The organism is Ekhidna sp., from assembly GCF_965227465.1.
Lineage (GTDB): Bacteria > Bacteroidota > Bacteroidia > Cytophagales > Cyclobacteriaceae > Ekhidna.
The window spans coordinates 3,460,170-3,475,794 of sequence record NZ_OZ245746.1 but is presented as its reverse complement, the minus strand read 5'-3'; the positions used below and the strand labels follow the sequence as shown (position 1 = coordinate 3,475,794).

General features: G+C 39.1%; 12 protein-coding genes and 1 pseudogene. 8 read left to right on the top strand and 5 right to left on the bottom strand.

Going from position 1 to position 15,625, the window contains the following annotated elements; translation table 11 throughout:
* Nucleotides 1-4: 4 nt before the first annotated feature.
* Entirely contained in the window at nt 5-931 is a 927-nt protein-coding gene (locus ACO05G_RS15435; protein ID WP_421763551.1) for a hypothetical protein, read from the top strand.
* Nucleotides 921-1,520 carry a dephospho-CoA kinase gene (gene coaE / locus ACO05G_RS15430; protein WP_421763550.1) on the top strand — a complete coding sequence of 200 codons (600 nt, stop codon included), beginning with the start codon at nt 921-923 and terminating at the stop codon, nt 1,518-1,520. Before ACO05G_RS15435 ends, coaE begins: the two co-directional genes overlap by 11 nt.
* Here coaE and ACO05G_RS15425 read toward each other — a convergent pair.
* From ACO05G_RS15425 to ACO05G_RS15410, 4 genes are all read right to left on the bottom strand, one after another.
* Nucleotides 1,506-4,061, bottom strand: a complete 2,556-nt coding sequence (locus tag ACO05G_RS15425; RefSeq protein ID WP_421763549.1) for a WG repeat-containing protein — start codon at nt 4,059-4,061, stop codon at nt 1,506-1,508. The genes coaE and ACO05G_RS15425 overlap by 15 nt on opposite strands.
* A gap of 242 nt (nt 4,062-4,303) precedes the next feature.
* On the bottom strand, nt 4,304-5,458 hold the full coding sequence (locus ACO05G_RS15420; protein WP_421763548.1) for a hypothetical protein: 1,155 nt from the start codon (nt 5,456-5,458) through the stop codon (nt 4,304-4,306).
* The gene (locus ACO05G_RS15415; protein WP_421763547.1) at nt 5,455-6,597 is read right to left on the bottom strand and encodes a hypothetical protein; all 1,143 of its coding nucleotides are present in this window, start codon (nt 6,595-6,597) and stop codon (nt 5,455-5,457) included. Before ACO05G_RS15415 ends, ACO05G_RS15420 begins: the two co-directional genes overlap by 4 nt.
* A gap of 110 nt (nt 6,598-6,707) precedes the next feature.
* On the bottom strand, nt 6,708-7,838 hold the full coding sequence (locus tag ACO05G_RS15410) for a DUF2911 domain-containing protein (RefSeq protein ID WP_421763546.1): 1,131 nt from the start codon (nt 7,836-7,838) through the stop codon (nt 6,708-6,710).
* A gap of 123 nt (nt 7,839-7,961) precedes the next feature.
* Between ACO05G_RS15410 and ACO05G_RS15405 the strand changes: the two genes are divergently transcribed.
* The 3 genes from ACO05G_RS15405 (at nt 7,962) to ACO05G_RS15395 (ending at nt 11,632) form a co-directional block, all read left to right on the top strand.
* Nucleotides 7,962-8,711, top strand: coding sequence for a TMEM175 family protein (locus ACO05G_RS15405; protein WP_348281743.1), 750 nt, complete (start codon nt 7,962-7,964; stop codon nt 8,709-8,711).
* 73 nt (nt 8,712-8,784) lie between these two features.
* The gene (locus ACO05G_RS15400) at nt 8,785-10,383 is read left to right on the top strand and encodes a hypothetical protein (protein ID WP_421763545.1); all 1,599 of its coding nucleotides are present in this window, start codon (nt 8,785-8,787) and stop codon (nt 10,381-10,383) included.
* 256 nt (nt 10,384-10,639) lie between these two features.
* Nucleotides 10,640-11,632, top strand: a complete 993-nt coding sequence (locus ACO05G_RS15395; RefSeq protein ID WP_421763544.1) for a patatin-like phospholipase family protein — start codon at nt 10,640-10,642, stop codon at nt 11,630-11,632.
* Here ACO05G_RS15395 and ACO05G_RS15390 read toward each other — a convergent pair.
* Nucleotides 11,621-12,024: pseudogene (locus tag ACO05G_RS15390) on the bottom strand (TIGR00730 family Rossman fold protein). The gene ACO05G_RS15395 and the pseudogene ACO05G_RS15390 sit on opposite strands and share 12 nt — an antisense overlap.
* Nucleotides 12,025-12,320: 296 nt before the next feature.
* On the opposite strand from ACO05G_RS15390, the gene ACO05G_RS15385 reads away from it, so the two are divergent.
* The 3 genes from ACO05G_RS15385 to ACO05G_RS15375 all read left to right on the top strand — a co-directional run bounded on the left by ACO05G_RS15385 (nt 12,321) and on the right by ACO05G_RS15375 (nt 15,611).
* Complete coding sequence (locus ACO05G_RS15385; protein WP_421763543.1) at nt 12,321-12,872, top strand: hypothetical protein; 552 nt, start codon at nt 12,321-12,323, stop codon at nt 12,870-12,872.
* Between the two features lie 260 nt (nt 12,873-13,132).
* Complete coding sequence (locus tag ACO05G_RS15380) at nt 13,133-13,720, top strand: hypothetical protein (protein WP_421763542.1); 588 nt, start codon at nt 13,133-13,135, stop codon at nt 13,718-13,720.
* Between the two features lie 7 nt (nt 13,721-13,727).
* On the top strand, nt 13,728-15,611 hold the full coding sequence (locus ACO05G_RS15375) for an ATP-binding protein (protein ID WP_421763541.1): 1,884 nt from the start codon (nt 13,728-13,730) through the stop codon (nt 15,609-15,611).
* The last annotated feature ends 14 nt before the right edge of the window (nt 15,612-15,625 follow it).

Sequence of the window (15,625 nt, the reverse complement as noted above, 5' to 3'; positions counted from 1 at the left end):
ATTTATGATCTCTAAGATATTAAGTAACTGGAAGGTAGTATTACTCTCATTTTTGGGAGCTACTACCTTTTGGTTTTTTAGTGCTTTAGGGAAAGAATACAACTATCGGATAGAACACCCCATAGCGTTTGTTTATGACTCTGATAGCCTGATAGCTGTAAAGCCGCTTCCCGAGTTTGTGGAAATAGATGTTACCGGAGGAGGTTGGGACTTATTCAGAGAGTCCTTTTGGTTTGTGGACCCGGTAATTTTTGAGCTGGATAATCCGGCTGCTATTAGATACCTGACTCGTCCCACGATTTTACCTATTGTTTCTGATCAACTTGATGAATATAGAATCAACTTTCTATTTACAGATACCCTTTACATCAACATAGATCGAAAAGTATCAAAGTTGGTAAAGCTAAAAATTGATTCAGCGAACATAAGTATGGATGGCGATCACCGAATCATTACGCCAATATCACTTTTCCCGGACACAGCGGTCATTTTTGGCCCTACCAGTTTTATTGACACTTTGGGCCGGGAATTCTTTATTAGGCCGGAGGAGGAGAGCATAGATAAAAACTATGATCGATTTGTTAAGCTAGGTTTGCCAGAGGCATTTGATATTTATTCAAATCCCCCAACAGTTAACGTAAAGTTTGAGGTCGATAGATTTGATAGATTGGAAATTTCGACGACCATCGAAATGCAAAATTTTCCATCCGATTCATCGGTTTATGTGAGTGATCCTAATGTCACTGTTCGTTTCGTAGTTCAGCAGGAATTAACCGAAGATTACTTTTCAGAAGATTTTAAGGTAGTAGTTGACTATGATCTCATTAATCGGGCTGATTCGCTGGCACCCGCCATTGTTGTTTTCCACCCGGAAAATGTCCTGGAAGTAGAGGTAATTCCGGATTCTTTAGCCGTTACTTATGCAAGGTAAGCCACTTTTTATTGGGATTACCGGAGGAATAGGCTCTGGTAAAACCACAGTTTGTAAGGTTTTTGAAATCCTAGGGGCCCGGACCTATTATGCGGATGATCGTGCTAAGTGGTTGATGGAGAATGATTCAACCCTCATTGAAAAGATCAAGTCACTGTTTGGTGACAAGGCTTACGAACAAGGCAAACTGGATCGCAAATTCATAGCAGGACAAGTTTTTCAAAATGGAGATTTATTGGAGCAGTTAAATGGGGTGGTTCATCCGGCAGTAGGGGATGACGTCCATCAATGGATGATTCAAAATCAGGATGCTAAGGTGTTGCTAAAAGAAGCTGCTTTATTGTTTGAGACCGGATCATATAAATCACTTGATAAAAACATATTGGTTACAGCACCTAAGGATGTAAGAGTGAGTAGAGTTGTGGCTAGGGACAAGCATCGGACAGAAGAAGATGTGAAGGCAATCATTGCAAAACAAATGTCGGATGATGAGAAAGCTCCTCTTTCAGATTTTATAATCGTGAATGACGAAAGCCAATCTGTTATAAAGCAAGTCATTGATATTCACGATCAACTAATCATCGCATAGGATCTTATCAAACTCTTCACGTGTGTAGGCACGTGACAAGATCAGGACTCCTTTTTGATTGATGTAGCTTACCACGTGGAAACCAGCTTTATCCAAATGTTGATCCGCAAAAAACAGCGGTTCATTATCATCTCCAATGTTAAAAATGTCAGTGAACTCAGGTAATAAGAGTTCTCCGAATTCAGTGCTTAATAGTCCATATCGTCCATCTTTTATGTACCGATAAATCTGACGTTGATCATTTTTCACAAGCAACTTGATGTTTTCAATATCAGGGAAAAGGATTTCTTCAGTGCTATTGATTAGCTGGTACAGGTTGCCTTTTTTAACCAGGTAACTGGTGTCATTCCAAATGGTAATTTGATCATAAGTGAAGGAAAGAATTGGCGTCTCAGAGAGATCTATAAGTCCCAATTTCCCATCCTTTTTGGCTAGGTAGTTTTTTCCTGCTCGGTTCAATCTCGATTCATATTCAGGAGGAATCAGCGCGTTTATAGTCAAATCATAACATCCGATCTGCCCATCCAGCAGAACCAATGCAAGCCCTTCTTTTTCATCTATACTGTCAAAGATTGGATTTAGTACCCACTCTCCTTTGGTGTTTAATAATCCTTGTTTGCCTCTGATCTGAACTTTGATTAAGGTGTCATTGAGAAAGGAAGTTTTTTCAAACTCATTTTTTACTACTTCATTTCCATATTCATCAAGTATGACTGTTAAATCCTTGTCCTTAAGCTTCAAAAAATTGGGTTGGGTTGGAAATGTTGAAACGAATTCCTCTTTCAACTCTTTCTTCTTTCCGGAAGAAAAAAGCATTTCTTTTCGCTCATCCTTCAATGTGACAAGCGCATAATCATTAATCAATTTTATTGAATCATAGCCTCGACTGGGCTGGAGTCCTTTGGCTCTCGGTAAAAGCATCCAATCCCCACCTGTATCTATTGCCAGCCAACCATCATTTGATTCTAAATATGGATAGTGCTGATCCATAATATCAGCTTCGGACGGGTTATATAGTCGATAGCCCTTTTCAGATCTTAAATACCATCCTGATTTCTCTGGATAGATTTCATACGTACCCCATGGAATTAGGAAGTTTAGCGTCGAATCTAATAAGCATTCACGATCGTCCCTAAATCCGATGATCATATTGTTGTTAATCAACTCGATTTCATCAAACTTAAATTCAAGTGACAATCCCTTTTTTTCTATTTCACCGAGAATCAGCTCTTCTGTATATACGGCGATTAATCCATCCTTCTCAAATATCCAAAACCCACCTTCTGTATCGATATCGTCATAGACACTTTGAGCAATTCTAAATCCGAGATCAGACACCAACCCCCACTTTCCTTGTTGTCGAATTTTGATCCAGTTTTTAAAAACAGAAGCTTCACTTACCGGCTCATCAAGTATTTGAAATCCACTTTTATGATATAGATACCAGTTTTCATTTTTTTTAATCAATCCGATTTCCGGGCTGATTGTTTGATAGCCATTGACACGACTAATCAATACATTTCCATTCTTATTGGTAATCAGACCCGTTTGTTCATTTAAGAGATATAACCAATCATCCGAAGTGACTTGACACTTGTAATCATACGGGATGTCAGAATATTGTGGTTCAATTCTCTGGTTACCCTCCGAATCATAAAATCCGAGATTTCCTCTTTCAATAATTGGAAATAATCTTAAATCAACCATTTTACTGACACTTCTCAATGAATCTTTGAGTGGGTGATTTGAAAATTCTTGCTTACCAATGCGGTAGTACTTCAAGTCAGCAGCTTTTTTTTGAAGCCTTGGGGTTTGAGCGAATGCAATAAATTCATCGAGAGACTCAGTTTTTCCAGCCACCGTTGAAACTTTCAAAATATAGTCTTCAATTTTTTCTCTGTGTCGCGTGAGCGGATGATTGTTTAGGTAATCATAGTACCTGTTCAAATCTATCATGGTCATCAACTCAGCCACCCGCATGTTATCCAGAATTGAATCTGCTTTTGGCCGAAAAACAGATGTTGGATTTTTGGATGTAAAATCAATTAATGCTTCCTTACTGCCAGCTATTCGTGCGGATAAAAACTCCATGCTATCTACTTTATAGCTCAGTATGTCATCATAGACAGATTGAGGAAAAATCCGTTGATACCGAAGTGCGTTTTCAATGCTCAGATTTTGAAGTATGTTTTGAAAAGATCTGTCCCGAATTTGGTCATATAATTTTTGGATTTTTTCTTCCGTTATGCCATCCTTCAGTGTCTCTTCTTTTAAGTCCTTAGAGGCGTTTTTGAACTTAATTTTCGCCAATTCGGCAATTATTCTTGCGGAATCTATGTCATATCGAGAGAATTCTTGATCAAACAGAAGTAAAGCATGATAATAGCTTATACCCGGATTTTCAGGCTCCTTTTCAAGCCCTTTAAGTATCAGTTCGTTAGCTTTTTCATATTCTTTTTTTTCAAGGGCCTTCTGAATTCGGTCAACTGCACCAAATAAAATCAGCTGGAAAAAAAGTAATAATCCTAACGAGTAGTTCATGCTAATGGCAAATTAACGCAACAACGCCTTTCCTTCGTAGTAAAAACTGGATGAAATAGACCTTATTAAAAATCATTTCTTATGGAAATAAAATGGATTTAAATGGTTATATTTACTGTCTACATTTACAGGCGAGTAAATTAGGCGGTGATTAGATTCGGCGAAAGTCGGGTCGAAAGTTCGATCCAACCAGCACATTGGGATCGGCTATGGGAGTACGAAGGTGCTCCCTTTTTTTATGCCTAGTTTACTCTAAACTTAATTTTTAGTTCTTCCGTAGAGGGGGTTCTTTCTGTTCCTTCAAGATCGAAAGCATAGTGTGGAGTATTTCCGCACACGTCCTCCAGTCGAGGATCAATGAGGAGTTCTAATTCATCAGACCCTTGATGCCTCCATAGGACCTTAAGCTGCTCCGGGCTATCAAAGGTTACCTGGACAGGTAAAACCTGACCTTGCTTATTTCGGATGAAAATCATTCGCTGTGCCAATGGTTGATCCAATGGATGATCAGTGATGACGGTAAGGATTCCAATGCCATTAGATATTTTGGCTTTTAAGGCCCAGATGTTAATATTCATAGCCCCTCTAAGTGGATTGGACGCGTTGATTGTTTGAGAAAAATCCGCTTTCAAAGGCTCCCCACTTGAACCTTTCCATGACTTATCAATTTTGAGTGTGTAGCTGTTTCCAGCGAGCAACACATCTCCCTGGGTCATGTTAGGACCAACTCCTTGTTTCACCCTTCCCGGGTGTAACAGCAAGGTCAAACGTGTATGGTTAATGTTCCATAAACCTTCCGGAATGATCACGAATGGATCAACGAGCGGCTTACCATTTTTATCTTCAATAGTTATAAAATCATAAGGGTTTTCTAATCCCATTGGTGCTGAGAAATAAACATAGAACCGTAGAAGATTGGCAGGAACCTCATCCAATTCAGGGGTAAAAGAAATAACCTCAGGCTGAGTTGTTTCCGGGGGTTCAAATGAGGCTACATCACTATAAACATTCTGCTCATTAATTGCGTCAGAAAGTAGCTCAGAAAGCTTTGGGTATGAAAATGTGACAAAATAATTGATTTTCGGGTCTGGCAGGAACTTAGGAGTAAATGAAAGGTGATTGTTTTTAATGCTGTATTTCCCTAATACCGCTGGTGCATTTGGATTGGTCTTAATATAGAAAAAAGAAGACCATTCATCGAAACTGAAATTTTGTTTATTAATCAGGTCAACGACCTCTTCCGGCACAAGACGCGTTGTAATCGTACCATATTCAGGCGATGAGGACAAAGTCTTAGCCGTAAAGAAGCTTTGCGCTTGAGCATGATTTAAGGATAGGAAAAAAAGAAGGAGGCCTAAAGAGCCTCCTTGAATAAATTTTAGGAATATTTTTTTCATGGATATAGCCACTCTTTGCTCAGTGAAGTTAATGCAAGCTTTCCATTTGGAAGCCTTTGAGTGGACAAGATGTATTTTTTATTAAAATCAGCTAATTGCTGGACGCCATTTCCAGACCTTGGCGTATATGATACCCCGGCAAGGTATCCTTTCACTTCCTCGGTAATTTCGCCTTTGTAATTTGCAACATCTAGTGGGTCAAATAATAGGAGCGGTAACGCGCTATTTGACATCAGGATGTAATCTTTCCCATTATTTTGATACAGTACCATATCTATCGGATAGTTGCCAGAACCAAATTCTGCAACCGTTCGGCCTTTGACATGCGTTCCGCTTTCTAATTTCTCCGCATCGATAGTAACTAGCGGAGTACATAAGTAAGCAGCTAATATTTTTTTCTCATTATTAAGCTCATAAGGAAGAAATGCTCGAATTGGAGAGGCTGTTTCCCATTTTCCATGAGCCCCATGAAATATTTCCAGGGTGTTAACATCTACATCTTGTACAAATGGATAAGGAGCTGTCCATAGAGCTGCCCTAAATTCTTCATTAGATAACCCGGATATGTAAACTTTTCCATCGTCAAAGCCAATTCCGGTAATCGCATCTGATCTTAACTTAGCTCCTTTTTTCCAGCGATGTTCAATAGAGGCATCTACTGGGTTAGGAATAGAAACGCTTGCAAATTCAACATTTTCAAGAGTAGCCTCTGACATTTCTCCTGATGGAGAAATTCTTATAAGAATATCCGCATCTACAAGGTCATTTGGGGTTTCCCATCGGGAGGTCCATTTTGCTCTACCTCTGGACACACTGAGGTATACATTTTGTGATATTGGATTTACAGCCATATCATGTATCATGATATTGTCAGCTGTGGTGCCCAACATACCAGCCAATTTGTCTTCCAAATCAATGATGTTTAATGATTCTTCATTAGCGCTTGGCTCGTTATCTCCAAGATTTACTGCAAAGACGGACCCGCCTTTTGAGTCACCGATAAATAGCACACCATCCTGATTGAATTTCAATACGGAGATGGATGCAATATCGGGAGTGCCTTTTTTCATACCTGGATCTTTTGCTAAGGCTACAAAAGCAAAAAGAGCCAGCGTTAAAACTGAGATTGTACGTTGCATGGATTTATTGTTAAGTGAGAACAAGTTTTACGTGTATTGGTCATTGAAGTTGACCTTCAAGTAAAGAAAGCCCACCTTAGGTGAGCTTTCCGGTTATGTTGGTAACTAAATCAGTTAATGTCTTCTCCTTTTTTTAGCTTCTCAATGTTCTGATCAATAATGGGAGGATTTAGTGTATCTCCCGCCGGTACATTCTCCTTCGCTAACTGCATATATTTTAAAGCTTGCTTATAGTTGCCGACTGCAGAATAACCTCTAGCAAGACCATAGTTCGTTGGCCATGCTCCATTATTTTGTTTGTGATTATACTTGAAAACCTCCAGCGCCTTTTCTTTCTGTCCGGAAGCGATGAGCTGTCTACCATACTGGTGAATGGCTCCTGCGTTGGCTCCCGGGAGTTTTATGGCTTCATCCATTACTGCAGATGCTTCATCCGTTTTTCCAGCTGCAGTCAGTACTGCTGCTTTAGTAGACATGGTGCCCCAGTTCTTTTGCCCCACAAAAGGAGCACTGATAGCTGCCTCTGCCCATTGTATCGCTTTATCATGTTCACCAACACTTGAGGCATACCTGGCCGCACCAGTCCAGTTTTGGAAAGAGAATCCCGGTTGATTATTCAGTTCCGCTTCAATCTGAGCCATATGTGCCTCAACTGGATTTGCAAGTGCTATTTTAATGGGCAACTTTTTGTCACCCCACATGAGCGCAACAGTTGCTGAGTTGTTTTGCCTGTCTATGAAATCATAGGTAAGCCACTCACGTGCTTCAATATCTTCTGCCGAGACTTCTACACGTAGTGCGTCATTTTCGGGAGTATAGAAAAAGCTGCCCCAGTGGTTATTGTCCTTGGAAAATATCACTGTCCAGGGTCCGTTCTCGGCTGGTGCTACAAAAAATCCGTATTTACCAGCCGCTAGTGGCTTTCCTTCAACCATCACATCATGCGAGAAGTAGAAGGTTGTATTTTGGTCTGCTCCAGCTCTCCAGGGAGATGGGTTGTCTGCCGTACTCAAGCCAAAGCCTAAGTTGTTGAATCCATAAGGTACAACCCCACCATAGATCGTTCTGCCACGTGCACCTGGACTGCTGTATTCGATTGCTACTTTGCCAACGCCACCAATATGTTGTTTTACGAATGACCGCTGGCTACCACCTCCGGGAGGCGTACTTACTTGTGCTAATCCGACTAAGCTCACCATGGAGAGGATCAGCATTCCAAAAAATTTTCTGTTGTAGTTCATAAGTTGTAGAGAGTTAGTTTTCGATTATTGAAAACGCCAGGGGGAATCATCACCTTTTAATTTTCTATCAAGGGAATATTTTAAAGATGAATGGTTAACATTGGGTGCCTAATCAGACGAAATATGAGAGATATTAAAGATCAAGTGGTAGGTTTAGATCCTAATTTCAGGTACCGTGGATTAAGTCAAACCCGAATTGAGACATTTAGTGATGCGGTTTTTGCTGTGGCATTTACGTTAGTGGTCCTGTCTTCGACGGTCCCGGATACATTCGCCGAGCTTAGAGCTTCCATACAGGATATATTACCATCTTTTATTTGTATCGTCCTTATAGTGGTGATATGGTACCAGCACTACATTTTTTTTCTGAGATATGGACTTCAAAATACGAAAACGGTCACCGTAAATACACTTTTGTTGTTCCTTGTTTTGATTTACATCTATCCATTAAAGTTTTTAGCGAGGTTTTTAGTAGAGCTTTACTCAGGGTTAATTTTTGGACGCGAAGATAATTTCATGGATAGCTTCGGAGGTGAAATGAATGGTGATAACATGACGCTGTTAATGACCGCTTACGGCGCAGGAGCAACTTTCATCTTTCTCGCAATGACCTGGCTTTATAGACATGCATACAAAAAAAGAGAACAACTCGATCTTAATGAATATGAAGTATTTGCAACGAAAGTAAGTCTATGGCAAAATTTATTAATGAGTTCTATTCCATTTTTGTCAACGGTAATAGCAGCCCTTCATCCATTTGGGTATGGGGCACTTAATTTCGGGATTGCAGGATTTATTTACATGCTTTACCCTCCGGTTATGATGACTTTTGGATACAGGGTCAAGAAGAAATCAAAAGAACTTTTTGGGTAGATAACTTACCCGCTTTGGGGTATTGGGTTTAGGATTAGAAATAATGAACTTTAGGTTCATCATAATCCTAGCTATGAAGAAGTATGCTGATTTGCATTGTCACCCACATTCAAGGGCATTCCATTGGATGCGGCACACCAAAAATGAAGACAAACCTGGAAAATACAATCCATGGAACATTGTTCTAAGCAACTTTAAAAAGCAGAAGAAGGGAAAAAGAGCTTTTAGCTATTCACAATGCGATCCTGTCAAGCTTTGGAATGGAGAAACCAAATTGGTTTTTGCGTCACTGTATCCATTTGAAAAAGGCTTTTATAAAGGGGGAGAAATTGATCAAAGTAAGCTCATTCGAATATTGGATATTTTATCCACTACGGGTTTTGGATTTTTTAATCCTCTCCGTTGGGTTCAAGCAGGTTTTGCACTCATTACAGGCGCTCCAACCATTTTAAAAACCGCGCGTGCATTTTTGCAGTCACTTCTTATGCGTATGCCTATCCGGAGAATTAAATACTTCATCTCGGATGAGTATGATTATTATGAAGAACTCATTAAAGAACGGGATTTTCTGCTTAGTAAAAGCGAGACACGCACTAAAAACAACATATACATACCAGGCATAAAACGGATTTTCAAGAGTCAAAAAAAACTAAGAAGGAAGTATCCTGAATCATTAGATGCGACAGGAAAATATACCGTTTGTCGTGATTATCAGGAGGTGGATAGTACCCTGAAAAACAATGAAATCGCGATGGTGCTTACAATCGAGGGGATGCATGCATTGGGCACAGACACAAACCTGAATAAGGTAGAAGATCGCATAATTGAACTAAAAAACTGGACTACTCCGGTGTTCTTCATCACTTTTGCTCATCATTTCAATAACTACCTGGGTGGTCATGCGCACAGCATTCCAAATGCACTTAGAATTCTCTCAGACCAGAGTGATGGTATGAACGAAGGCATAACCCCTCAAGGTGAAAGTGCTACTAGATTGCTTTTGAGCCTAAATTCGAATTTGAAGAGGGATGATTCTTTAGGCAGAAGAATTTTGTTGGATTTAAAACATACCTCAGCTAAATCAAGAAAATGGTACTACGAAAACATTATATCACCGTGTCAACAAAAAGGGGATGCTATTCCGGTAATCCTCAGCCACGTGGCTTATAGTGGATGGGAGACTCTTGCGGAAACAATAACATATGCGGATCAGGAAAATGATCACGATTTAAGAAATGGATTCTATCCATGGAACATTAACGTTTGTAGCGAGGATGTTTTATGGGCAGTGAAAACCAATGGATTAATAGGTATTTGCTTTGATCAACGGATTCTGGGAGATAAAAAAGATAAAGTGAATAGTATAGACTTGATTTGGAAGAACCTGATTGCTATGGTTGATTCCATTTTATCAAGCAATGAACTCACCATTGACCAAAAAGCTACCTGTTGGGATTATTTTACTTTGGGAACCGATTTTGAAGGATACATAGATCCTACACAAGATTATGGTAACTCACTTCTTTTTGATGACTTTGAGAATGACCTAATCAACAAGCTGAAATCTATTCAAGGTTCGGAATACTACTTACACTCAGATCAAAGAGTGAATGAAGTAGCCAGAGGAATTTGCTTTGAAAATGCCTTTCAGTTCTTAAAGCGTAATTTCTAGTTTCGACAGATACCCCATTTATTTCGGTGAGAAGAGATCATTTTGGAAGGATTACCACATTTAGGGTATTGATAATCAGTAGGATAAGTGACGAACTTTATGCTAGATTTTAAAAACCCTATAGTTATGAAAAAAGTATCACGAATTGTATTTATCGCTTTAGCTGTTATTCTGGCATTCTTTGGATTCAAAAAAATTAAAGTCAACAAAAGCTAATTTTTAATGTCAAGTTAAAGTGTTTAGGCCTTAATTAAGTATGGCAGAACTTAAGAAAATTCTATCCATAGATGGAGGAGGAATTAGGGGAATAATTCCCGGTCAAATAATCGTGGAAATTGAGAAATCATTTGGAGTTAAAGTCGCAAATGATTTTGATTTAGTAGCTGGTACTAGTACCGGAGGAATATTGGCTTGTGCTTTTCTACTGGAGCATCCGAATCAACCCGAAACTCCAAAATTCACTTCTGAAGAAGTTGTTGGCCTCTATTTTGAACGAGGCGATAAAATTTTTGATGTTCCTTTCTTTCAAAAAATTCGAACCGTTGGTGGAATTTTGGATGAGAAGTATCCTGCCGACGGGATAGAAGATGCACTTCAAGATTATTTTGGAGATGTATGGTTAAAAGACCTTTTACGTCCTTGCATCATCACCTCTTATGATATTATTAATCGGAAAGGACATTTCTTCGGTCAACATAAAGCCAGGGAGGATCCAGATTTCAATTTTAGGGTTAAGGACGTGGCGCGAGCCACTTCGGCAGCTCCGACCTATTTTGAGTGTGAGCAAATAATGTCTGAAAAAGGCGGGGCATTCACCTTAATTGATGGTGGAGTATTTGTAAATAATCCGGCATTGGTTGCTTATGCTGAGGGTAGAAATATCTTTAAAGTTGAGAAGGAGGAAGCTACCGCTAAGGACATGAAAATCTTGTCCATTGGAACAGGATATACACGCAAACCTTACGCTTATAAGAAAGCAAAAAATTGGGGAATGGCTGAATGGGTGCAGCCTGTAATTGACATCATGATGTCAGGTGCATCTGAGGTGGCACACTATCAATTGAAAAAAATATATGGGACAATTGATAATCCTGATCAGTATTTAAGAATTGATGGAGATTTAAAATCCACTGAAATAGATCCTGACATGGATTGCGCCACTCAAGAGAATATGACACATCTTAAGGAGTTTGGAAAAAAACTTTTTGATAACAACAAAGATGCAATAGAGCAGTGGTTAGCTCTCTAGAATGTCATCAATTAGTTGATCAATACTCTCCGTAATAGTTGCCTGTTTACTAAGGGATTTATACAAAAACCCTTCTTCTTCCATATGCTCAAAGAATTTGACAAAATGATCGTAATAGCCATTGGTATTTAGAAAAGCGCAAGGCTTTGAATGATAGCCAATTTGCGCCCAGGTCATAACCTCGGTCATTTCCTCCAGGGTACCAACACCACCAGGTAATGCATAAAACCATCAGCCAGATCAGCCATCAGTGCTTTGCGTTCATGCATGTCTTTTACTCGATATAATTTGGAAAGCCCGGTATGCGCCACCTCCATTTCATAAAGTTTGTCCGGAATGACTCCTGTGATGGTACCACCATGACTTAATGCAGTTTCAGCAACTATCCCCATCAATCCAACAGCTCCACCACCATAAACTATTTCAATATTCCTTTCCACTAATTGCTTTACCAATGCTTGGGTTGCGGTTTCATAGTCTGAAACCCTTCCCATTTTGGATCCACAAAAAATGGCTACTCTTTTCATATCCTAAAAATATACTTTTTAGCAATTATCAAGCTGTGAGTCTATTATGTAATTCTTGTAGAAGTTTAAGGGTTATTCACCGAAAAGAGCATGATCACACATTATCAAATGATAATGGTAAATTACCTTACGTGTTCTATCAATTGGCTAACCACCAACAAATGAAACACTTTCACATAGAAAAACTTCTTTTGAGCATTTTTCTTCTTTCTATTTCAATGGCATGTCAAGAAGATGCACTCTTGGAAACGAATATTGAGGAAACAGATCATGACATGTTAGCAGCAATGAGCATGGCTGACGAATATCTCAATTCCGTAAGAGGTAAAAGTGAGAAATCAGAAAAGTCCATAACAGTACTTAAATACCACAAAGGCAAACTATATTTTGACACTAATACTGATGACGTTAAAGGTTATCAAGAATTAACTGAGACATCAGTGACTGCCACCGTTGAACCGGGCGAATTTATTTTCTGGTATTCAGGAGGGGGAGTTACGGATCTGGACGGAATTGAATTTGACCCTATTTCGCAAAATGATTTAGATGAATTTCCGGAGGAAATTAAAGCAGACAAAATGTGGAAAATCCAGGTGCCGGCGGATGGAGACCTTTCTATGTATAAATACGACATCCTTTACTACTACAAAGGAAATTCCGGTTCTCGTATAAGGCTTGATCCTAAAATTCGGATAAATGGTGGTGATGAGTAAGGAAGAATAAAAAACTTCAATTTGCTTTACTTGTTGAAACATCTTAAATAGATGTTTCTTTTTTTTGCAAAAAACTGAATAATCCGCTATTTGAGTGTTTTAGATGGCGATCTAATTTTTCACAATTTTCGTAGGCAAAATGTGTTTGTTTACCGAAAAACGATCATTTTTATTATCATTTGATAATATTTATCCTACTTTAGAAGGCTCATCATTAATAAAATCTTGAAAATTAACCACCCATAAACTAATCTGTAATAATGAGATTTACTTTACGAAATCTAACCTTATACATCGTAACCTTTTCGCTCGTTTTCTTTGCTTGTCAAAAGGATGATGTAGTTGAGGAAGGCCCCAATCTTGACCAAGATATGGTCACTGCGATTGGATTAGTTGATGATTACCTCATCGAAACCAAAGGCAGGACCGATGTGGATGTTTCAGTAACTGTTTTCCAGTATTATGATGGACAATTATGGTATCGAACCTATTTGGATAGTGTTGCTGTCTATCTTCCAGTTGATGAGCAGACGATTACCGCAATTGCCTCTCCGGGAGAGTACATCTTTTGGTACGGAGGGACAGGACTAGCAGACCTTGATGGCATTGATTTTGACCAACCCTCAGAAGAGTTCTTGAACGGAGATTCCGATGAAATTTTTCATGATCGTTTGTGGGCTGTTCAAATACCACACAATATTAATGACAGTACCGAATTTTTGAAGTACGACATTGTCTATCAGTTTGATGGAAATAGTGGGCCGGTAATAAGGCTTGATCCCAAAATTAGAATAAAAACGAATGGAGTTGAAGTGGAGGTAGAAGTAGATCCGGAACCAACCAATTAATAGTCTGATGATGAAAAGGGTAAGTTTACTCATTACTTTCTTCTGTCTACTGGCATTTTTAACCTATTCACAAAATCAGATTAAAGCAGACAGCTTGAGAGGGTTGATCGAATCAGGGAACCTAGAAGGTGAGAAAGAATTATACGTTTACTATTGGCTGTCGACTTATTCAAACTCGGCAGAAGATGTTCTAAAGTATGGACACGAACTCCTCGATCTAGCTGAGGAAGCAGGAAACTTAGAGTACAAGCTAAAGGCCTATACGAATATTGGAATTGGTCATAGATTGATGGGCGATTTGGGGGAAGCATTAGAGTATCAATTTAAAAGTGCAAATGAGGCAATTGGGAAAGAAGAATTTTTATCATTCCTGGCAGAAGTGTATGGTGAAATATCCACTTGCTATACCCAAAATGGTGATTCTGAAAACGCACTATTATATGGTTCAAAAACAATCAATATTCTTCGTGATATTGGCGGACGTCAAGAGTTAGCACTGACACTATTGAACACAGGATATGATTATTATTTGATCGGTAAGTACGATTCCGCCATGGCTTATTATAATGAGGCTGAGCCAATTCTGGAGGATATTGGAATGGAGCTGGGTCAGGCCTATATTATTGGAAATCGAGCATTGGTTTACTGGAAAAGAAATAACATCTCCAAGGCGAAGGAAGACCTGTTTAAAGCGATAGATATGATCGAACCTCTTGGAGATAGATACGGGATGGCCGACTATTACAATCAGCTTGGCAGTATTTATTTGGAAGAAGGGGATATTGACAATGCAATACTTTATACCTCTAAAGGACTTGAAATGGCCGAATCCGAAAGGCTTAAGGAGCAGGCAAGGGATGCATCCTATTTACTTTATCGTCTCTATAATCAACAAGGGGACTACAAGAATTCCTTAAAATATCAAACGGAGTATTTTGCCTACAGAGATAGTATTCAAAATTTAACCACTACCCAAAAACTTGCGAATCTAAGAACAGAATTTGAAGTAGGTAGGAAACAGTCTGAAGTAGATCTACTTTTAGAACAAAAAAAGAGTACCCGAATCATTATGATAGTGGGAGGAATTTTGATGCTGGTATTTATCTGCCTGCTTATCATCATCTATTCATTCCTGAAGACAAAAAATAAGCTTAACCGAAAACTTGAGCATCAGAAAAACTCACTTCAGCTACTTAATCAAACCAAAGACAAGTTTTTCTCGATCATATCACATGATCTGAGAGGGCCTGTTAATACCCTATCAGGGTTAGTTACTGTTTCTAAGATTTATTTGAAAGAAGGAACCAAGGAGCAAACAGTGGATATGATTGATAAGATGGACCATTCCATTGGTCGGCTTACAAAACTGCTTGACAACCTGCTAACCTGGGCCTTGCAGCAGAGGGGTCATTTTCCTCATATGCCGGAAGCCTTAAGTGTTCGGTTTTTGCTTGATGACATGACTGACATGTTCCAGGAGATGTCTGCATCGAAGAACATTAAACTTGATTATAATCTGCAGGATGAATTCCAATTACATGTTGATAGAAACACGGCTTCAACCATCCTAAGAAACCTCATAAATAATGCTTTGAAATTCACTCCTAATGGAGGGCATGTTCAAATTGTCGCCAACGCCAATATAGATGAGAATGTTGGAATCATTCAGGTAATTGATAATGGTGTGGGAATGTCAGAGGAGAAACTTCAACACCTTTTCAAGCTGAATGAAAATGTCTCTACTACTGGAACTTCAGGTGAAAAAGGGCTAGGACTTGGATTGCAACTTGTTTACGATTTCGTAAAGCTAAATAAGGGCACGGTTGAAGTTGAGAGTGAGCCAAACAAAGGCACTAAGTTCACGATTTCACTTCCGCTGCATACAGACTAGGAACAAACCTGTTT